General features: G+C 43.0%; 17 protein-coding genes. 7 read left to right on the top strand and 10 right to left on the bottom strand.

What is annotated here, in order from left to right; all coding sequences use genetic code 11:
• Positions 1–493 precede the first annotated feature (493 nt).
• The 5 genes from ACH10T_RS11155 (at position 494) to ACH10T_RS11135 (ending at position 5,252) form a co-directional block, all read left to right on the top strand.
• Positions 494–1,021, top strand: coding sequence for an FxDxF family PEP-CTERM protein (locus tag ACH10T_RS11155; RefSeq protein ID WP_394809352.1), 528 nt, complete (start codon positions 494–496; stop codon positions 1,019–1,021).
• A gap of 405 nt (positions 1,022–1,426) precedes the next feature.
• A complete protein-coding gene (gene purM, locus ACH10T_RS11150) occupies positions 1,427–2,524 on the top strand; it encodes a phosphoribosylformylglycinamidine cyclo-ligase (protein ID WP_394809351.1) in 1,098 nt (365 codons plus the stop codon).
• 23 nt (positions 2,525–2,547) lie between these two features.
• Positions 2,548–3,186 (top strand): phosphoribosylglycinamide formyltransferase, encoded by a 639-nt coding sequence (gene purN / locus ACH10T_RS11145; protein ID WP_394809350.1) that lies wholly within the window; start codon positions 2,548–2,550, stop codon positions 3,184–3,186.
• Complete coding sequence (locus ACH10T_RS11140; protein ID WP_394809349.1) at positions 3,183–3,899, top strand: DUF3108 domain-containing protein; 717 nt, start codon at positions 3,183–3,185, stop codon at positions 3,897–3,899. The genes purN and ACH10T_RS11140 overlap by 4 nt, the downstream gene beginning before the upstream one ends.
• Before the next feature lie 81 nt (positions 3,900–3,980).
• Positions 3,981–5,252 carry an RsmB/NOP family class I SAM-dependent RNA methyltransferase gene (locus ACH10T_RS11135; protein WP_394809348.1) on the top strand — a complete coding sequence of 424 codons (1,272 nt, stop codon included), beginning with the start codon at positions 3,981–3,983 and terminating at the stop codon, positions 5,250–5,252.
• Between the two features lie 4 nt (positions 5,253–5,256).
• On the opposite strand, the gene ACH10T_RS11130 is transcribed toward ACH10T_RS11135, so the two are convergent.
• The 5 genes from ACH10T_RS11130 to ACH10T_RS11110 all read right to left on the bottom strand — a co-directional run bounded on the left by ACH10T_RS11130 (position 5,257) and on the right by ACH10T_RS11110 (position 11,773).
• Positions 5,257–7,920 carry an MMPL family transporter gene (locus ACH10T_RS11130; RefSeq protein ID WP_394809347.1) on the bottom strand — a complete coding sequence of 888 codons (2,664 nt, stop codon included), beginning with the start codon at positions 7,918–7,920 and terminating at the stop codon, positions 5,257–5,259.
• Positions 7,921–7,961: 41 nt separating this feature from the next.
• On the bottom strand, positions 7,962–8,594 hold the full coding sequence (locus ACH10T_RS11125) for an ABC transporter substrate-binding protein (RefSeq protein ID WP_394809346.1): 633 nt from the start codon (positions 8,592–8,594) through the stop codon (positions 7,962–7,964).
• Positions 8,595–8,770: 176 nt separating this feature from the next.
• Positions 8,771–9,256: a glycosyltransferase gene (locus ACH10T_RS11120; protein WP_394809345.1), complete on the bottom strand. Its 486-nt coding sequence runs from the start codon at positions 9,254–9,256 to the stop codon at positions 8,771–8,773.
• A gap of 489 nt (positions 9,257–9,745) precedes the next feature.
• Entirely contained in the window at positions 9,746–10,864 is a 1,119-nt protein-coding gene (gene hpnH / locus ACH10T_RS11115) for an adenosyl-hopene transferase HpnH (protein ID WP_394809344.1), read from the bottom strand.
• Positions 10,865–11,314: 450 nt separating this feature from the next.
• Positions 11,315–11,773: a peptidoglycan-binding protein gene (locus tag ACH10T_RS11110; RefSeq protein ID WP_394809343.1), complete on the bottom strand. Its 459-nt coding sequence runs from the start codon at positions 11,771–11,773 to the stop codon at positions 11,315–11,317.
• Between the two features lie 223 nt (positions 11,774–11,996).
• On the opposite strand from ACH10T_RS11110, the gene selD reads away from it, so the two are divergent.
• Positions 11,997–14,183, top strand: a complete 2,187-nt coding sequence (selD, locus tag ACH10T_RS11105) for a selenide, water dikinase SelD (protein WP_394809342.1) — start codon at positions 11,997–11,999, stop codon at positions 14,181–14,183.
• 25 nt (positions 14,184–14,208) lie between these two features.
• Here the strand turns inward: selD and ACH10T_RS11100 are convergent, their stop codons facing one another.
• From ACH10T_RS11100 to ACH10T_RS11080, 5 genes are all read right to left on the bottom strand, one after another.
• Complete coding sequence (locus ACH10T_RS11100) at positions 14,209–14,859, bottom strand: hypothetical protein (protein ID WP_394809341.1); 651 nt, start codon at positions 14,857–14,859, stop codon at positions 14,209–14,211.
• Positions 14,860–14,993: 134 nt separating this feature from the next.
• Positions 14,994–16,175 carry a serine palmitoyltransferase gene (spt, locus tag ACH10T_RS11095; protein ID WP_394809340.1) on the bottom strand — a complete coding sequence of 394 codons (1,182 nt, stop codon included), beginning with the start codon at positions 16,173–16,175 and terminating at the stop codon, positions 14,994–14,996.
• Entirely contained in the window at positions 16,175–16,429 is a 255-nt protein-coding gene (locus ACH10T_RS11090) for an acyl carrier protein (RefSeq protein WP_394809339.1), read from the bottom strand. The genes spt and ACH10T_RS11090 overlap by 1 nt, the downstream gene beginning before the upstream one ends.
• A 30-nt stretch (positions 16,430–16,459) precedes the next feature.
• Entirely contained in the window at positions 16,460–17,374 is a 915-nt protein-coding gene (locus ACH10T_RS11085; RefSeq protein WP_394809338.1) for an NAD-dependent epimerase/dehydratase family protein, read from the bottom strand.
• Positions 17,375–17,380: 6 nt separating this feature from the next.
• The gene (locus ACH10T_RS11080) at positions 17,381–19,204 is read right to left on the bottom strand and encodes a fatty acyl-AMP ligase (RefSeq protein WP_394809337.1); all 1,824 of its coding nucleotides are present in this window, start codon (positions 19,202–19,204) and stop codon (positions 17,381–17,383) included.
• Between the two features lie 473 nt (positions 19,205–19,677).
• Between ACH10T_RS11080 and mnmH the strand changes: the two genes are divergently transcribed.
• Positions 19,678–20,799 carry a tRNA 2-selenouridine(34) synthase MnmH gene (gene mnmH / locus ACH10T_RS11075; RefSeq protein WP_394809336.1) on the top strand — a complete coding sequence of 374 codons (1,122 nt, stop codon included), beginning with the start codon at positions 19,678–19,680 and terminating at the stop codon, positions 20,797–20,799.
• The last annotated feature ends 167 nt before the right edge of the window (positions 20,800–20,966 follow it).

Genomic DNA, 20,966 nt, shown 5'->3' with positions numbered 1-20,966 from the left:
GACCAGAAAATGGCTTAGATACTTCGATGGAATTCTGATGGAAAGGAATGAAAAATTCAATCGATGCAGCGATACTTTGCACGACGAAACTGCTATTGCCTTGAATTCAAGATTCTTCTGCTTAGTAGAATGCTTTATTTGAGAAATCAACTCCTGCATTATACATAATTGGCAATTTGCCAAGTCTGCTACAAAACATTAACCGTTGCTGTTGATTTTTGAATCCGCCAACAATAGAAGGCCTTTTCTCTGAGGTATAAGCAATTCAATGCTCTGCACATCGATACTCCTAGAGATGTACTCCCAGAATCATTACTAATGTACTAATAAAAAAGGATTAATATCCTATAGATAAAAAAATTAACAAGCTTACAATGCGAACTGTGTAGCCAAATTAGAAGTTATAGATAATCAATAGCTATTAATGTTATTTTTTATTCTTGTAATTAATAATGATCTAAATAGTTTTTTTAAAGCCACTGGAGATCTTAAAATGAAGAATACTTTTAAACTAGAATTACTGGCAGCTGCTGCTTTAATGGCAAGTAGTGTTGCTCACGCTGCTCCAACTGTTAAGGCCAATTGGGGTATCCACGACGACCCCGCTGAACACGCTAGTGTATCTTTTCTGCCAAATACTGGTTCGTTTGATCACGTGTTCACATTTAATTTGACCGGGTGGAGTGATCTTGTGTCGATTGCAGTCACAAATGATTTTTCAAAATATAACATTAATGGTGCTTTCTTGCAGTTTTGGAAGGAAACCAGTACTGATGGTAATTACACCAATGACCTTTCTTTAGGTTCGTTTTCATTTGACTCCACATCAGTGGGCGCAGATTTTGGTAACCTTGGGCCGGGCAGCTACTATTATGAAATCAAAGGTACTGTCGTTGGTTTGAAAGGCGGCACCTACACAGTCGATTCCTATATTTCTGCGGTTCCAGAACCAGAAACATACGCAATGTTGCTGGCCGGCTTAGGCCTGATTGGCTTTTCAGCACGTCGCAGGAAAGTATAATAGATTGATTTTATTATTATACTTACTATAAGCCACAGAGCGGGGTTACTCTGTGGCTTATTTATTTTCTCTAAATTCAGTCAACCAATGCCACGCTAGTGGGCAGATGCGAAAACCATAACGAACACAGAGTGCATTAAGCATTCTTAGCTGATTCTAGATGTGCTCTACCTCAACAGCTGAGATTATCAAGGAAATCATCAAATACCAATTCAGCTTAGTAACCCGTACTGTAGTGATATTAAGCAAATACCACCAAGAAAAATACCCTCCCCCCCCCCCCACCATAATCAAAGCAATCAAAGAAGTCGATACAACATTGCTTAAAAGCAGCAAGATAATCACCCTTATTGATTTTACAATCCACAGTATATGGAGTACTCATTTGCGGTAAAATCGCACTTTATGAGCAGCATTCATTCTGTAACCGCACGAGAATTCAACTTGACTTCATCCAGTTCTGATCAACCTAATACAACACAACTCTCCTATCGTGACGCCGGCGTAGACATTGATGCAGGGGATCGGTTGATTGAAAATATTAAACCATTTGCGAAACGCACATTACGTCCTGAGGTGCTCACCGGGATTGGCGGTTTTGGCGCGTTGTTTGAAATTTCCAAAAAATATCAAAATCCCGTTCTGGTTTCCGGTACGGATGGTGTGGGTACTAAGCTTAAACTGGCTTTTCAACTCAATCAGCACGACAGCATTGGCATTGATCTGGTGGCGATGAGTGTTAACGATATACTGGTACAAGGCGCAGAGCCTTTATTTTTCCTGGATTATTTCGCTTGCGGCAAATTAAACGTGGAAACCGCGACTGCGGTAATCAGTGGTATTGCCAAAGGATGCGAGCTGGCGGGTTGTGCGCTGATTGGCGGCGAGACGGCTGAAATGCCGGGTATGTATCCGCACGATGAATATGATCTTGCCGGTTTTGCTGTCGGTATTGTTGAGAAAGACCGGATTATCAGCGGCGCTACGATACAAGAAGGCGATATTGTGTTGGGTCTCGCATCGAGCGGCGCACATTCCAATGGGTACTCGTTGATTCGCAAGATTATTGAAAATAACTGCGTCGATTTATCTGCGGATTTCCATGGCAAAACGCTCGCTGACACTATTATGATGCCAACGCGCATTTACGTGAAACCGTTGCTTGAGCTAATTAAGCAACTTCCCGTTAAAGGCCTGGCGCACATTACCGGCGGCGGACTGGTTGAAAATATGCCGCGCATTCTGCCGGATCAGCTCATGGCCGTGTTGCAGAAAGACGCTTGGGAAATGCCGCCGCTATTTCACTGGCTGCAACGACAAGGGAATGTTGCGGATCATGAGATGGCGCGTGTATTTAATTGCGGCATTGGCATGGTGATCGTAATGGCGCCGGATCATGCGGAAAACGCACTGCGGCGTTTGCGTGCTTCCGGCGAGACCGTCTGGCAAATCGGTGAAATTAAACCGCGCATAAACAATCAGGCGGCGACCGTTTTAGTTTAAATGGTCAGTCTTCCAACGGCATCATGAAATCACTGGTCATTCTTATCTCTGGTCGCGGCAGTAATATGCAGGCACTGTTGGAAGCCGGATTTCAAGCGGACCGCATCACGGTAATCAGTAACAACCCAAATGCAACAGGGTTAGAAATTGCGCGAAAATATGGTGCTAAAACTATCGTCATTGATCACCATATTTTTCCAGACCGGCAAACATTTGATACGGCATTGGCTGAAAAAATTGATGCTTGCCAACCCAAACTGATTGCACTGGCTGGCTTCATGCGTATACTAAGCGATCGCTTTGTACAACGTTATCAAGGCCGGTTAATGAATATTCATCCTTCATTATTACCCGCATTTCCAGGCTTGGGAACGCATGCAAGAGCACTACAAGAAGGGATCAAAATACATGGCTGTACTGTCCATTTTGTCACTGTGCAGTTAGATCACGGCCCGATCGTGATTCAGGCTGCCATCCCTGTTTTACCCGAGGATACTGAGAAATCGCTGGCAGCCCGGGTTTTACAGCAAGAACACCGGATTTACCCTCAGGCCGTACGCTGGTTTATGGAAGATCAGATCAGGTTGAATGAAAATCACGTTGAAGTGATAGATTCCAGTGTCTGTGAAATAGCGCTTTATTCGCCAGGACTACCCGAATGAAATTTCTAGCATCGATTTTTCTGTTGTGGATACTCAATTTCTCAGTATTTGCCACGGACATACCCTCGCGCATTGAAATCAGTTACGCCGTTACAACGGATATCGGTGATGGAGAATTGAATGAAGTGATGGAAATCAAACATGTCAATGGTGTACATAGTTATATGATTACCAGCAAAGCACAAGCCACTGGCATCTATAAAATCGTGAAGCCCGGTAGTATTGTGCGCAACAGCGAAGGCTCCATCACCAAGAATGGATTACGTCCTACCCGTTTCTCTGATAAACGTAGCGAGAAAGAACCTAGTGTAGCTGTTTTTGATTGGGAAAAACATGTCATAACACTGCAACATAAAGGACAGGTGGAACAGAAAAGATTACCCGAAGGTACTTTGGATCGCCTTAGCTTATCGTACAACTTTATGTTTGCGCCATTACCCAAGCAGTATGTGGAGAAACAGCTCACCGATGGGCGTAGCCTGCAATTAACGCACTATACGGTATCTAAAGAAATTCTCCATACGCCCATCGGTGAAATAGACACGATCGTATTAACTCGGCAAGAAAATAAAAACTCCAAAGTGAAAAGAAAACTATGGCTTGCAACAAACAATCACATGTTGCCCGTTCGTATCGTATCCGTAGAAGAAAATGGCCGTGAAATCGATAAAATAGTTACCGGAATTAACATTACCTATAAAGCCGATCATTAATCAGATCGGTTTAAGAAACACGCACCACGGACAAACTTAATCAATGTTCCCTTAGTTGATCAAACATACATCAGGAAATCAATGCAATTAACGCCTTTTCAGCTAGACTCAGCTATTGTTGCCCTAAGAACTGTACTTCCTTTGGAATATCCCGCCGACGGGATTCTGCGGCACTTCTTCCGGGAAAACCCGCTGCTGGGTGGACAAGATCGCGCATTCATTGCAGAGACAGTCTTTGGCATATTACGCCACCGCTTTTTTCTTGAGAGCCTGACAGAACGCATCACGCCTCGCTCACTGGTTTTAGCTTATTTAGTAAAATTTAGTGGCATGAATTTGCGTGAATTGACATCGTTTATCAGCGAATCTGAAACAAAATGGTTATCAGAAATCAAAGCCATCAAATTAGATACGCTACCACTGGCGATTCAGGCAGAATTTCCCGAATGGCTAGTTGAAAAATTGAAGCAATTCATGACGGATGAAGACATTCTCAATTTGGGATTTTCCTTACAAAAATCCGCACCGCTTGATCTACGGGTTAATACCATTCTTGCAAAACGTAATCAAGTGCTTGAAACGCTCAGCCAGGAAGGAATTGAAGCACAGGAAACACTTTATTCTCCATGCGGAATCCGGCTTACCGGAAAACCTGCGATCAATCGCCATGAACTCTTTTTATCCGGAAAAATAGAAGTACAGGATGAAGGTAGTCAATTACTCGGATACTTGCTGGCACCTAAGCGAGGGGAAATGGTTGTCGACTTCTGCGCGGGAGCGGGTGGAAAATCGCTACTACTGGGCGCCTTGATGAATTCAAAAGGGCGTCTTTATGCTTTTGACATCTCCGAAAAAAGATTGAGTAACCTGAAACCACGCTTCAAGCGTTCGGGTTTATCCAATTTGCATGCGCAACGCATCGTGAATGAGAACGACATCAAAGTTAAACGACTGGCAGGAAAAATAGATCGGGTACTGGTAGATGCGCCGTGCAGTGGTCTCGGAACATTGCGACGCAACCCGGATTTAAAATGGCGTCAATCCCCGCAAAGTATTGAGGAGCTTAAAACAAAACAAGCCGCTATTCTTTCCGCTGCCGCCAGCTTGCTCAAACCAGGGGGGCGACTGGTGTATGCAACATGCAGTTTCTTGCCGGAAGAAAATCAACAAGTCGTGCACGATTTTCTAAACACACATCCACAATTCAGCTTGTTAAATTGCGCCGAGTTATTGGCACAGCAAAAGATATCGCTGGATACCGGTGAATTCTTGCAGCTATCTCCTCAGCTGCATCAAACTGACGGCTTCTTTGCTGCGGCTTTAATACGCATTGAAGTGACAAAACCAGAATAAAGAATTAAGCAATACTTTCTTTATTTTTACTGGTTGAATGCAACAATACCGGCAAGATTATCAGCACACAAACCAGCGTCAGAAACAATCCAACTGTCAAAAGCAAGCCCATACTGGCGGTACCCTGATGTGTGGAAAACACCAGGCTGCCGAAACCCACCAGAGTTGTTAGTGCGCTATAAAAAATGGCACGTGCTGTACTGGTATGCAATAAATTCTCATAAACCACGCCGGTGCTACGGCTCCTATGCACCATATGCAAGCTGCTATCGATACCAATACCCAGTAATAGCGGCAAAGCAATAATATTGGCAAAATTGAACGGCAGCCCTAGCAAAACTGTGCAAGCACCTGTGAATAGAGCCGCCAATAAGAGCGGCATTAATACCAACACTGTCGCTGAAACACTTCTGAGCATCACCCATAGTGTCATTATGACACCCAGCAACGCCAGCGAGAAAGCATGTATAAATGCATCCACTACCGCTTCACCCGCCTCCAAACTGATTACCGGCACACCGGTTGCAGTGGGGGCTATCTTTTGCACAGCATGAACAAATCTGCGCAATGCGTCATTGTCATTAATATTTTCTGACGGATACACCGCGATGCGATATACATCATCATTCGTATGCCAGTGTGCACTCACTGATTCTGGTAATGCTTCTTGCGTAAACGGCTGCGCTGCCAATGCCAGTTGCAGCCGTTTAATTGAGCCAGGCAACAAACTGAGCAGATCATGATTAACCACACGTAATAATTGTTCTCCCCCCTGTTCATTTTGTATCGTACGCTTATCCAGCTCAGCCAGTAGACTCGACAGTGATGCACGCAACGCACGGGCAGAAGTTTCAGAAGGATGTCCCGGTTTCTCGCTGACAAACCGGTCTAATGCAGTATTTAATTTTTCCAGCGCTTTTCGTTGATCTGTAAAAGTATGGTGATCTGGAATCATAAATGCCGTGGAGGAAAAAGAAATGGGACCGAGCGTCATTGCCATCTCTTCAATCAACAGACTTTTTGCTTCCTGCTCTTGAGGAACCAGATCAAGCATACTGATTACTTTTTCTACTTCCGGCAAAGCTCTCAAGCGCTGAACGATTTGTCCTGTTTCCTCGGCATTACCAACTAAAATATTAATATGCCAAGGTGAGTCTTCCGTATTTTTCAATAATTCCTGGAGGGTCTGAACTGATTCCGCATGCGGGTTATTCAGATTTAACAAATTATAATCGAACTTGATGTGCGGCAAAGCCACGACAGAAGCCAGAATTGCGATGATTGTTACACTGTATACCAATTTACGCGCGTGTCTGGGTAGATCCAGAACCTTATTGATTGATTGGATCGAAACTGATGACTTTTTGACTGGGGTGGAAAAATACCTTTGCAAGGCAGGAATCATCGTCATGGTAACCAGAAAACTGATCAGCATACCTGTTCCTGATATCAGACCCAATTCTGCAACGCCCTCATAAGCCGTTGGCATAAAGGCATAAAACCCAATCGCAGTAGTTATTGCACAAATCAGCAGTGCCTGCCCCATATCGCCACCAGTTTTATATAATGCTTCTGAAACAGACTGCTCAGGCTTCCTGAGTTCTTCGTGTCGCAACAAAAAGTGAATGGCGTAATCAACACCAAGACCAATATATAAAACAGCAAATGCGATAGAAATCAGGTTCAAATGTCCCACGGCAGCGGTGGCAAATGCTGCAGTCAGCAATAAACCGAGAACCAGACTCAGTATCACGGTAACTATTGCTCCGGCAGAACGAAATGCAATGAGCAATACCATAGCCACCATCACTAGCGCTAATATTCCAGCATCCTGAGCACCGTGCATCGCACTGAGGAGTTCATCGTGAGCAAGTGCGACTTCACCCGTAATGCGCAATCTCTCAACAGCATTCGGAGTAAATCCCATATCCTGGGCAGCAATACGAATTGCGTTGATCGGCCCTTCAGCAGCAAATATTTGAGAATAATCGAGCTTAGGCTGTACTATGATCAATTCCTGATAAGTTTCTTTCTGCGCTTCACCACCCAATAATGCTTGCCAGGATAACGCACGGGATTGATCGTCAAGCCGTGCATCCAGTGTTGCACTGACGCCATTAAATACAGGTTCCAGTTCTAACTGACGCCCCGCGTGCAACTCATCGACAGCTTCCGTGAGAACAGAAGAAAATGTAGAGAGCGTGGGACTTTCTGCTATGCGCGCAATCAGCGGTTGCGCAGCAGCCAAATAATCGGTAATGTGGCCTAATTCAGACAGGCTTTTGAAAAAAAGGCCATTCTGCTCAAAAAAAGGCTCCCCGGTTAGATAGTATGTATTAGAAAATTGCGTACTATCTTTTTGCAGATAGTTAGTGAAGCGTTTAGCTGCCTGATGCGCTTGCTCAGGTGTCGGCGCATCCAATACCAGCAAGAACGTATCTTCATATTGGGAAAACGATTTTTTATAACGGATATGATTGGCGCGAAAAGGAACATCCTCGGAGAGCATGTCCGTCGTATCGGTATGAACGCCAAGATTATTGACTGTATAAACAGTGCTAAGCGCAGTCAATAACAATACGAGCAGAATAATCCAGGTAGCATTTTGATAGGAGAACTCGGCCCAACGTGCAAAAATCCGGTAACTACTACTGTGTGAACTTTTCACGTTTAAGAGTACCCTCAGGAAAAATTGAAATTACCGAATTATTAATTCTGCTGAGTCAGAGTAATTTTTTCCTTAAGCATTTCAATCAGTGCCTGAAAACCATCCCGCTGCAAAATAGCACGATACTCTCCGCGTTTTATTGCAAGATCACTCACACCATCAAACAGGATATTGGCAATACGCCAGCGTCCTTCTGTTTGGTGTAACACATAATCAAAATTCACTTTACCGCCATCCGATTTCGTTAATCGGCTACGGATTAATGTTTGTTCGCGTGGCAAAGCGCGCTGCTCTATAATCTGAAACTGCTCTCCTTCATACTGAGTAAACCGCCCAGCGTAGGTAGCAATACTGAGCTTGCGGAATGTCTCAGCGATCAAATCCTGTTGTCCTTTATCCAGTTGCGACCAGTATGTTGCACCTAATATTGTTTTGATAATCAGATCCAAGTCATGAGACTCATCAATAACAGGCTCCAGGAATTTGAATCGCCCCTCATAACCCAGTTTCTCTCCTTCACGCATAACTTTAAGTAAAGAAGACTGTAATTTTTGTATAACCTCTTCCGGGTTTTCAGGTTCTGAAATGGGTGCACTCAACGCAACGGAAATTGGCAATAACATCACCAGCATCAGGCACCAGCCGATCAATCTAATTGTTTGCTTTACTTTCATAGCGTTGATCTTTCCAACAAGCGCGTTCCCCACACCAATACCGCAGTACTGATGTCCAAGTCATGGCGAGATACAGTGTACCGATTATAGGTAATGCCAAACCCCAGAGTGGAGAACGCTGATAATAGATTAAAGTTGGCATATAGGTAAAAACATAACCATCCATGCTCCCGCACTCAGCATACAAGCTTCCTGAAAAGGTAACAGCAAAAACCTAGTGGTGCTGCCCAAAACATGGAAGTCATGATCAATGTGCAACTGACAAGTAAAATAAACGAGTATCTTAATTGAGTATAAGCAGTCCGCGCCACCATTTCCAAAATTGGCTTTAAGTCTTGGTAACCACCATGACTGCGAGCTGCATGACTCAGTTCAATAAAAGTACGTAAACCTGCACGTTTGATGTGTGCTGCCAGAATACAGTCATCAATCAGCGCATTATGTAGATTGGTAAAAGCTCCAACTGAACGCAATGCTTGTGTTTCCACTAAAATACATCCACCTGCAGCCGCTGCAACACTTGATACTGGTTTATTTGCTAACCAAAAAGGATACAACAACTTAAAGAAGAATATAAAAGCAGTCATCAGTAAACGCTCTATGAAATTTTTCATAGAAGGCTCTGCCATCAATGATGCCAGCGTAAGATTTTCATTGCGCACTTTTGCTGTAATTCAATAACAATCCCGGGAGCCAACTCAATATCGGCATCCAGCATAACGTATACGGTGTTCTGACCTCGTGCAGCCCCTGTTCAAGCGCCCATAATTCCCGCTCCAACCCGCAGTAGCGTTGTACCGTATAGCACCAGCGCACCACAGCGCTTAGCTTGCTCAGCAGTGTCCTCCACCGACTTCATCAATCACAATGATACGTAATCCTCTCTCTGTGCTCTCACGCCATTGAGCGTATGCCGGATATACGGACCCTCGTTACGGGCTGGAATTATAATACGGCAAACACTCAGGGTTCCATCGAAGTCTATGGTGCCTCGTGTCTCAATTTTCTTACGGACACCCCAGGGGCACCATGGTAACAGTATTAATGAGCACCAGCATACAGCACCAAACACAGACAAATACAATACCAATTCCACCATTATTCTTACTTGTAGCAGATTCTATAAACCAGCATCAATACCTTATATCCGTTTATTTGTTAATCAATGTCACCGGTATATCGGAAAGTTTCTTGGGTATTTTATTTTCTTCGTTTGTCCATTTTGGAGTGGGCTCAGCCACCATAGGGCCTGTCGTTCTTGGTCCTCTCAGTGATGCTATCAGTGCTTTCCATGGACGCTGAAGCGTGTCTTCAACAGCTGTAGCTTCATAGCCACAATGCGCCATACATTGGGCACATTTTGGATTATTTACAGTACCGTATTTTTCCCACGGCGTGTCATCCAGCAGTTCCTTGAAAGTTTTTGCATAGCCTTCATCCGACAGCAAGTAACAAGGTTTCTGCCATCCAAATACATTGCGTGTCGGGTTACCCCATGGCGTACATTTATAATCCTGGTTTCCTGCCAGGTAATCCAAATAAAGCGCCGAGTGATTCAATCTCCATTTCCGCTTCAGCTTTTTGCCTAATTCGAAAATACCACGAAACAATACTTTTGTATCCTGGCTTTTTATAAAAACATCTTGTTGAGGCGCTTTCTCATAGCTGAATCCTGGCGCAATCGTTGCTGCTTCAACACCCAATTCCATCGCATAATCCAAGAATTCAGCCACATCCTGAGGCGTTTCACCTTGAAACAACGTACAGTTTACTGTGACCCTGAATCCCTTCTCTAAGGCCAGCTTTATCGCCTCAACCGCGCGATCAAAAACACCATCCTGACAAACTGAAGCATCATGGCGCTCTTTCATACCGTCCAAATGGATCGAAAATGTCAAATAAGGTGATGGCGTATAGTCATTTATCTTTTTCTTTAACAATAACGCATTTGTACATAAGTAAACATATTTCTTACGTTTAATTATGCCTGCAACAATTTGCGGCATTTCTTTATGTATCAATGGTTCGCCACCTGGAATTGAAACCATCGGCGCACCACATTCATCCACTGCCTGCATGCATTCTTCATAAGAAAGTCTCTGATCAAGAACATCTTCTGGGTGAGCAATTTTTCCGCACCCGGCACAAGCCAGATTACAACGAAACAACGGCTCCAGCATCAATACCAGCGGGTATTTCTTAACTCCTTTCAATTTTTGCTTGATTAGATAGCTGCCAACCGCAATCTGTTGACGTAAAGGAACTCCCATGAAAAAACCTCCAAAAATACTTCAAAAACAAGTTAATGACGAATATTACTAAGCATAATAAATAATAATACAACGTTCGTTAAAATTAATTAACTAAAATTTAATCTGGGAAACATTACTAAGTACGCAATCAGTCGATTCTATAACGCGAGACTCATCTTATGCTGAGAAATCTAAACACTATGGTAAAGATTCGCAACAAATGGATATGTCACATCTATAAATCTATAATTACCTGAAGAAGCTTTAAATCCAGCCTTTATAACTTACTATAGAACAGGACTCTTCCTATGGCAAATATTTTTATTCAGCTAAAGAAATTGAACAATCAACATTAGTATCGCAAATCACGAAATACCCTATTCTTTAGAAATTTCGTATGTGTCAATAAAAATACACCAAGAGCCGAAGACCCATGGTGTATTAAAAAATCAAACCGTTCTTTATTCTTTAGAAATCGACACCTAATGCACGGAGCGTTTTCTTGGTGATTTTACCTGCTGGAATGTCATTTTGTTTCTGGAAGCTTTCGATTGCATTCACTGTTTTAGCGCCACTGACACCATCAACCGGACCAGGATTAAACCCAGCATTTACCAGAGCCTGTTGAACTTTGCGCATTATCGCAGGTGTTACTGTCACAACATCGTTCCCATCATCAATTACCGGCGCTGCTGAGCTAGATCCAAGACTTTCGATACTTGTTACTTCCTCAAGGCTAGTTACCGGCTCGGCAGGAGGTGCGGCTGGTGCTGGTGCTGGTGCTGAGGCAGGGGCTGCTGCGGGTGCAGCGGTACCATCCTTAGGAATTGGCTTTTTCTCAAAAATCGGTTTACACCCGAATAACAGTCCCGCCGTTAATAACAGAACGGCACAAGCTTTTAATGTACTGATTCTACTAGATTTCATTGCTACCTTCCTAAATAAAAGATAAATTTGTGAGAAGTCGTTAACATGCACGGAACACACTTATAGCGACAAATTTAATTAACTCCATTGCCCTTACTCAATTAGCCCTCAAAGCTATAGAAATACTTTTAATTTTATTTATAGTGTCATGGACTAACTTATAATGTTGCGATGTGAACTATCACATTTTTCTGACCATAACGCAATCTGAATAAGTTAATTAATGATAGGTTTAACGCCATATAAAAAAGATTTACGCTTAATTGGCGGCGGCCACAGCCATATTGCCGTTATCAAAAAATTGGGAATGTGCCCAATCCCTGGTATCAGAGTCACGCTCATCAGCAATAATACACTCGCACCTTATTCAGGTATGTTGCCTGGATTAATTGCTGGACATTTTACCTTTGAAGACTGTCACATTGATTTACGGAAACTGTGTCAATGGGCTGGCGTGCAGTTTGTTTGCAGCGAAGTTCAACACATCGATCCGATTGCAAAACAGATATACTGCCATCAATACCCATCCTTGCGGTACGATTTATTATCTATCAATGTTGGCTCCCAACCCGCACTCAATGAAATTAAAAACGCCGCGGTACATGGCCACTCCATTAAACCAATCAAACAATTTCTGCAGAATTGGCACCAATGGCTCGAGTCAGCTCAAGCATCCCGTCAACCAAAGCGAGTTATCGTAATCGGAGGCGGGGCCGCAGGTGTAGAAATACTACTGGCTATGCACTATAAGCTCTGCAACACAACTGCTATACATGCAGACTTTACTCTGATTTGTGCTGATCAACATATCCTCAGTTCACACAATAAATGCGTGCAGGAATTTTTTAAACATCACTTGCAAACGTTAAGTATTCGTATAGTCCTCGGAAAACATGCCATCTCCATTACCGAACACCAACTGGCGTTAAATGATAATACAACGCTGAATTATGATTTTTGTGCTTGGACTATACATGCTGGTGCACCGCCTTGGTTAGCAGAAAGCGGACTTAAGTGCGACGACCGGGGCTTCATTCAGGTTGATCAATACCTCCGCAGCATTTCGCATCCGGATATATTTTCCGCCGGTGACAGCGCCGCGTTCATGCCTATACCATTACCCAAAGCGGGCATTTATGCTGTCCGCCAAGGCCCGATCCTGGCAAAAAATATCATCGCTCAGTTCGAAAATCGACAGCTTTTGCCTTTTAAACCGCAACGACACTTTCTAAGCTTATTAACAACAGGAGAACGTTACGCGATTGCTTCTCGAGGCCTATTATTTGCCCGGGGAAAGTGGGTTTGGCTTTGGAAGAATCACATTGATCGCGCATTCATGGCACGTTTCAATCCGCAACCTATGGTTAATACCGATAACTCAGGCGATGACTCCAGATCTATGCGATGCGGCGGCTGTGGCGCAAAAGTTGGCAGCAATATATTACAGAATGTTTTGTCTCAGCTGGATATTCAACCTCCCCCGGATGTCGCCAGTGGACTGGGGGATGATGCCGCGATTATTAACCTGCCAGCCAATACTCAATGGCTACAGTCCGTTGATTTCTTTAGAAGCTTTATCGATGATCCCTATTTGCTGGGTCGTATCGCTGCAATTCATAGCTTAGGAGATATTTATGCCATGGGTGGAATACCCCATTCCGCGTTGGTGACTGCGGTTATCCCTTATAGCAGCGAACCCATTATGCAGGAAACATTATTGCATTTAATGCGGGGCGTATTAAAAACCTTGAATGATGAAAATACTGCGCTGATTGGCGGGCACAGCGGAGAAGGACCCGAAATGGCTATCGGGCTAACTGTTAACGGAACACTTCCATCAAGCAAGGCCCTGACAAAATCCGGACTAACACCCAGTGATAGTTTAATTCTTACCAAGCCTATCGGCAGCGGTGTTTTACTCGCTGCTAACATGGCTGCACGCTGCCAAGGATTATGGCTTGACCAGGCATTGGTCCATATGTTGCAAAGTAATCGGGTCGCAGCGACCATCTTGCGTTCTTATACAGCACACAGCTGTACTGATGTAACCGGATTTGGCCTACTCGGACACTTGCAGGAAATGCTACTAGCCTCTCAATGCAGCGCCTCCCTATCCATTGATACCATTCCCATCATGGAAGGCGCACAACAGTGCAGCTTGCAAGGCATCCAAAGCACACTTTATGCTGCCAATAAACAAGCCAACCAATGCCAATACTACGCCGGGAAGCACCCAAGCCACCCTCTACTCTTCGATCCGCAAACTGCAGGGGGATTACTAGCCGGAATACCCGTCGAGCGTACCGATGAATGTCTTCGTGCACTTTCTGTTGCTGGCTATACCTCAGCAAAAATTGGCAGTGTTACGCCATTTAATACCAATTCGCTTATTACATTAACAGACCACTAATCGGCCTGCACACGATGTAAATCGATTAATTTAATAAAAATTCGATATTTGCTAACGGTGTCAAAATCTTTGGCTTGTCTTGCACCTCTTCGTTGAAAGATGGCAAGACTGTTTCAAAAAATGGTGTTGTTGAGTTCGTCGATCCACTGGTATTAGTGAATCCCCGATTGCGGATCACTTTCTTCAAGCTAAATGAAGATGCTTGTGGATTAAACTCAAAGATGAGTGTATTAGTGAAAGCAAAGATAAGGCTTGTGTTAAATGATGAAAATGGGTTTCTTCTGGCACTTAAATCCGTATACAACGAGCTGACGACAATCACCAGCTCCTGCCCGTTAAAATAGGCGGTTGCATTAATGGATTCGAGAGGCTGCGGCAAAAAATCCACTGTCGGAATTCCTGAATATCCGATTGCAGTCGCATTATCGATGCACACATCATGATTGTTATTGATAAAGCGAGGAATGCCGCCAGTTAAGCTTAAGCGATAGACACCATCCCCAGCATCTTCTATGACTTCAAATTTACTCTGTACCGGTGTACCTTTTGGCGTTGGATCATTTGTATCTACAGCGTTTAGGCATTCAAACCCATTGTATACAATACTTATGCCAAAAACATTGCTTTGTAATAAGAATGAAAATAATGTTAATGCCAATGCCTGCATTATTTTCATTGTAGTACCTCATTTTAGATAACTGAATCAGATTCGGCTAAATGCTGAATTTTTTATTGATGAACACTCTGTACTTACAAACAAAAAAACAGATGTAGATAATCATTTTATGTACTAGAAACCTACGTATCAGATCATATCATGTTGTATAGTTTGGCAAAGGTATCACCAACATATTTGATTTGTTCTGTAGTATGCGCAGCATTTACACTACATCGCACTAACGACTTACCTTCCGGCGCAGCTGGTGGCAGAATCAAGTTCACATAAATATTATGTTCAAGCAATCTCTGCCAAAGCTGGAGTGCCTGTTGCGGCGTATCAAGAATGGCGGCAATTACCGGACCTGGATCGGGCCCCAGCAGGTAGCCAGTCTCCTTGAGCTGTGCATAAAGTTGAGTACAGCTGTTCCACAATTGCTTACGCAGATCACCGCCTTTGCTTAGAAGAACCAATGCCGCGCGCGTTGAGGCAATCGTTGCAGGGGACGGCGATGCTGTAAAAATATAGGGATGACTGATATAGCGTAATTGCTCAAGCTGCGGATGATTGCTCACACAAAATCCACCGATACTGCAAAGACTTTTGCTAAAAGTTCCGGTAATAAAATCGACTTCTTTTAACAAACCTGTTTTTTCTACGAGACCCTGACCAGTCTCACCCAACACGCCCAATGAATGTGCTTCATCGAGGAGTAAAATACAATTATAAGCATTCTTTAATTTAACAATTTCAGCTAACGGTGCTTGATCACCAAGCATACTATAGATTCCCTCAGCAATAATTAGTGTTGTCTCGACACGATCACCCAGTCGCCGCAATCGTTTTTCCATGTCAACCATATCATTATGCTTAAAACGAATGATATCTGCGCCACTGAGGATGCAGCCATCATAGATACTCGCATGGGAATCTCCATCAATCAATACAGTATCTCCAGGACCTACTAGACCTGAAATAGTACCTAAATTAGCTTGATAGCCAGTAGTAAAGACAATGCCAGAGCCACATTGATAAAATTCAGCAAATTCTCTTTCCAAGGCACGGTGGCCAAAATAACTGCCATTTGCCATCCGAGAACCTGTGGTACCCGTACCTTCTTTGTCAATTGCTTCATGCGCTGCACGAATACATTCCGGTGCAAAGGTTAAGCCTAAATAATTGTTAGTGCCAAGTAGCAGCACACGACGATCTCCAATTCTAGCTTCCGTCGCTGAATAAACTTCTTCAATCGGAATACCAAAAGCACCCACGCCATTCGGCAAAAGCGATTTTCTTGCAGCAGCTGCTACATCTAATTTTTCAAGTAAATTCATTATGAAGCAGATTTTATTTTATGTACTAAATCAGCCAATTCTCGTACAGTGTGAATATCTGTCAGTGCATTAATAGGAATTGAAACATCAAAAGTGTCTTCAATTTCCATAATCAGGTTAAGTAGTTTAATAGAATCAATCGATAGCTGACTAATCATATTCGTTTCAGGAGTAATCTGAGCATCAGAATTGGTTAAACTACTTAGTCGATCACAGAGTAATTGCATGATCTCATCGTAATTACTTTCAGTCATAGGTTAATTCAGAGTAGTTAAATTTTAAAGCTAGATTACTTCAGATAAAACGTCTTGTAAACGAATACTTGGCTGCCACGCCGGAAGAGCGTGGATCAATGGAGCATTATCACATACCCAATCGCTATGTTGTAACTCATTAACTTTTCCTGGAGTCAGCATGGGGGAATAGTGAAGTAACCGCGCAAGCCATAGATTTGATATTGCGATACCCTGGATAAGTAAATCCGGTATAGGAATGCAATGTACAGGGCGTTTCCACACCTGCTGCGCTAGGATTGCCAAACTTTGATAACTGTACCCGCCTGACGTCCCATCATCAAGCTCAAATACTCCATTAATCGCTAGACTGGAAGTCAACCAAGTCTGGATAGCTGCAACCAAATCATATACATGTATTAATCCAAATCGATTATGAATTTTTCCGACGACGGGAAGAAAACCGCGGCGCATCGCTTGAAAGAGGGGCTTTAATTCTTTATCTCCCGGACCATAAACAGCCGTAGGTCTGAGTATAGCCCATTGTATTTTTTCTGAATATTCAATCACCTGAATCTCAGATAAATACTTGCTTCGAGTATACCATGATAATTCAGGTTGCCTTGCTGCTAAGGAAGATATTAACAAAAATCGAGGAGATTGTTTCTCTCTAGCAATGGCACATAAAATATTTTTGGTGCCCTCGACATTCGTATGTGCGAATTCTTGAAAAGAGCTTCCTCTTACTGTTGCAGCACAATGAATAACAAACGCTACATCATTAACCAAATGATGTAGCGCAGTTAAATTATCTAAGTCACCTTGAATCCATTGAATAGACTCATTATCAGATAAGCGATGCAACCGTGTGAGCGCACGAACTGTCCATCCATCTTGAACTAGCCTCTGCACCAGCACATTGCCAATGAACCCAGTAGCACCTGTTACGGCTACTATTTTTGGCATGCGTCCTTATCTGTCACCTGATTCTACAAAAGACAATTGGCCTGCCAGATTTGTTCTCTGAATATAACCTTGCCTTGCTGCAAAACGTGAGAGCTTTCCAGATGAGGTCCGTGGTAAGGTATGCGGTGGAACTAATTCCACAACACAATTAACACCAAATGCCATATAAACAAACTGCTGCAATCTGGTCGTCAGCGACTGGCGTTCCGTCACGGAGGTGAGTCTACATTCAATGACTAGGACAATTGTTGTTGTTCCATCTTCATCATTCACCCCAAATGCAGAAGCCTCTCGTGACCTAACCTCCGGTTGCTGCTCAGCCAACTCTTCTATGTCTTGGGCACGGATATTGCGCCCATTAACAATAATGACATCTGTACGGCGTCCGGTTATAAACAAATCACCTTCAAACAGGAATCCAATATCTCCAGTATCCAGCCAATTATCAGATTTAAGTGCTTTGTTAGTCTCTTCTGGATTGTTATAGTAGCCCTTCATCACGCTATCGCCATGCACTAAAACACTGCCAACCATCATTTCTGACAATTGCTGATCATCTTCATCGACTATCTTCACAGTATGCCCAGGTAACGGACGCCCGCAATTTACAAATTCATTTTGTTTGCGCCCATCCGCTTGCAATCGAACAGCCATCCGCTTATCAATCAGCGTCTTACTATCCACCTGTATACTTCTACATCCTTTACCAATTTTTGAAAAGGTAACGGCAAGTGTTGATTCCGCAAGACCATAGCAAGGCAGAAAAGCACTCTCATCGAAACCTGCCGATGCAAATTTTTCTGCAAAATTTCTCAAAGTTTCAGGCCGAATCATTTCCGCACCAATGCCGGCAGCCCGCCAACAACTAAGATCTAGTTCTTTAAGGTCAGATTCCCTTACACGTAAGGTACATAGCTTAAGGCCAAAAGGTTGGCTGAATGCAACGGTACAACGGTTGCGACTTATTAACCGCAACCATTGTAATGGTCGAATTGCAAAATCCCGTGTCGCCAAATAATCAACAGAGATTTGTGTAACCATTGGCGCCAGAACTAACCCAACCAATCCCATGTCATGATAAAATGGTAACCACGAAGCGGAACGATCGTCAGGTTTAATTTCCAATCCATTACATACAATACCTTGCAAATTACACATCAAGGCTCGTTCAGTAATAACTACCCCTCTCGGTGTACGCGTACTACCTGATGTAAACTGCAGATACGCAGTTTCATCGGGATAATTAGGTTGTAGTTCAACATTTATCGCAGGTATCTCGCTTAATTTTTCTGGTGTTCCTACCCACTGTATGCAGGTTGTTTCTTCTGCAGCCTCTTCCAGAAAATTAATATAGTCAATATTCGCCAGCGCGATACTTGCTTGACTGCTTTCAAGCATACCTCTTAATTGCTGAACATATATTACATGGCTACCGAGATTAACCGGAATTGGCATTGCAAAAGGCACTAAACCAGCATAGCGACATGCAAAAAACAACTCGACAAACTCTGGAGAGGTATCAGCAATGATTGCTACCCGACTACCACGGGGCAAACCAAAACCAAATAAACGTTGCGCAAAGATACGAGCATTCTGCCTAAGCGCGCTGTATGGCAGAATCGAACGTAAGTTACCCTTCGCGTCATAAAAGTTATACCCCGTTATCCCCTCCGCTGCATATTCTAAAGCGCTGGTTAGAGTATCAAAGCCCGCTAACTGCTGAGTTAGTGTATTAAGCGTCGGTGTCGGTGTTAATTGTAATTCGCTTGAAGGTTGAAAATCAAACGCTTGCGTTAGCGGAGCGTTCAACTTGGTTATTGTCGAACTCAAGATCTTCCCCTCGAAGTAATAGTACTTGTCATCTTGCTCCCATAAGCAAGAAATCCTGGTTGAGCGCGCCAACGCTGATTATTAATCTCTAATAATTTACTTTTCGCTGGCTGGAAAATTTTCATTCAAACGCTTACCGCTGACATTGCTTAATAAATATAAGTGTGTCATATTTGACCACTCCGCAGCTTATATAAGGCGCTTTTTCCTGTCAAGGCAATATTAAATCAGTGTTGCAGCAAAACAACAATTACTCTAATTCATGATTTTTAGCTTATCCCTATAATGTCCGAATTGTAACGGATAACACATTTTTAGGGTACTTTTGTTCTGATTTCGCTATTATACAAATCGCTTAACTTGCGATCGATCGTTCGGACTTGCAAAATCACGGCAAATAATATTTGAGGATTCATGACACCAAACATACTGGCATCTGTGTTATCTCAATGAGCAAATAAGTATAGAAAGCAATGTCAGATTACTCAGTCAGTGCTGATCAATTTCACAATTTATTTATGCACGATATTCCATTCTTGGATGTTCGTTCTGAAGATGAATTTGCCAAAGGTAGTTTACCAAATTCATTCAACCTCCCCATTCTGAATAACCATGAACGTCATTTAGTTGGAATTTGCTATAAACAAAAAGGGCAACAAGCCGCCGTTCAATTAGGTCACAAATTGGTGTGTGGTGAACTTAAGCGAAATCGCATTCAACATTGGCGTAATGTTGTAGCTAACAATTCCGATGCGCATATCTTCTGTTGGCGTGGTGGAATGCGATCAAATTTAGCACAACAATGGATCAATGAAACTGGCATTGCTGTGCCGCTGATTGAGGGGGGCTATAAGGCGCTCAGGCGATACCTCATGCAGGTAATTGATGAGACAACCATTAACTTTGACATAATCCGCATAGGTGGAAAAACAGGTGTAGCCAAAACGCATTTGATTAATGAAATTGCCTCTAGTATCGATTTAGAAAAGCATGCCATGCATCGTGGCTCAAGTTTTGGCGAGACAATTAATCAACAACCCACTCAGTCCAGTTTTGAGCACACATTAGCAATTGATTTGTTGCGCATGACCTATACTCCGCTCAATAAAAATACACTTTTTGTTGAAGATGAAAGTAGAAATCTTGGGGCCATCGCAATCCCGGAGACCTTCTTTCAAACTATGCGGCGCTCACCTCTAGCGCTAGTAGAAATGCCACTAGAATCTCGCATTCAAAGGATTCTACAAGAATATATTACGGATATGCTGACAGCTTTTCAGATGAAATATACTGAACATGGTTTTGAATATTTCAGTACCTATCTTCACAACAGTCTTTTCCGGATTCAGAAACGCCTGGGGTTGGAACGCTATAAATACATACATGATATAATGACAAAAGCTTTGAAAATTCAATTAAGTACAGGGGATATTCATAACCACGAAGTTTGGATAACCCATTTACTTGCTGAGTATTATGATCCGATGTATGCGTATCAAATAATGAAAAACAAAGAATCGGTAATTTTCAGTGGCAGCTACCAAGAAGTGCGTGAATGGGCAAGTAATTTCAACACACCTGCAGAGAACAAATAAACTGTCCGTGTTTGTAGCAAATTATCTGTCTGGATTATCTTAAGCCCAGGAGGGTTAGAGAGAAGTGTCCTCGCAAATTCGGACAGTCGGATAAGTGGTAATCTTGCTCACCCCAAGCCGTGCAATAGACGGCAAAAAAGGAGCGAGAGTATGAAAAGGACGAGAAG

The organism is Nitrosomonas sp., from assembly GCF_043753625.1.
In the GTDB taxonomy this organism is placed as follows: Bacteria; Pseudomonadota; Gammaproteobacteria; order Burkholderiales; family Nitrosomonadaceae; genus Nitrosomonas.
Note: the sequence above shows the minus strand (reverse complement) of the source record. Positions and strands in the feature narration are given on the sequence as shown.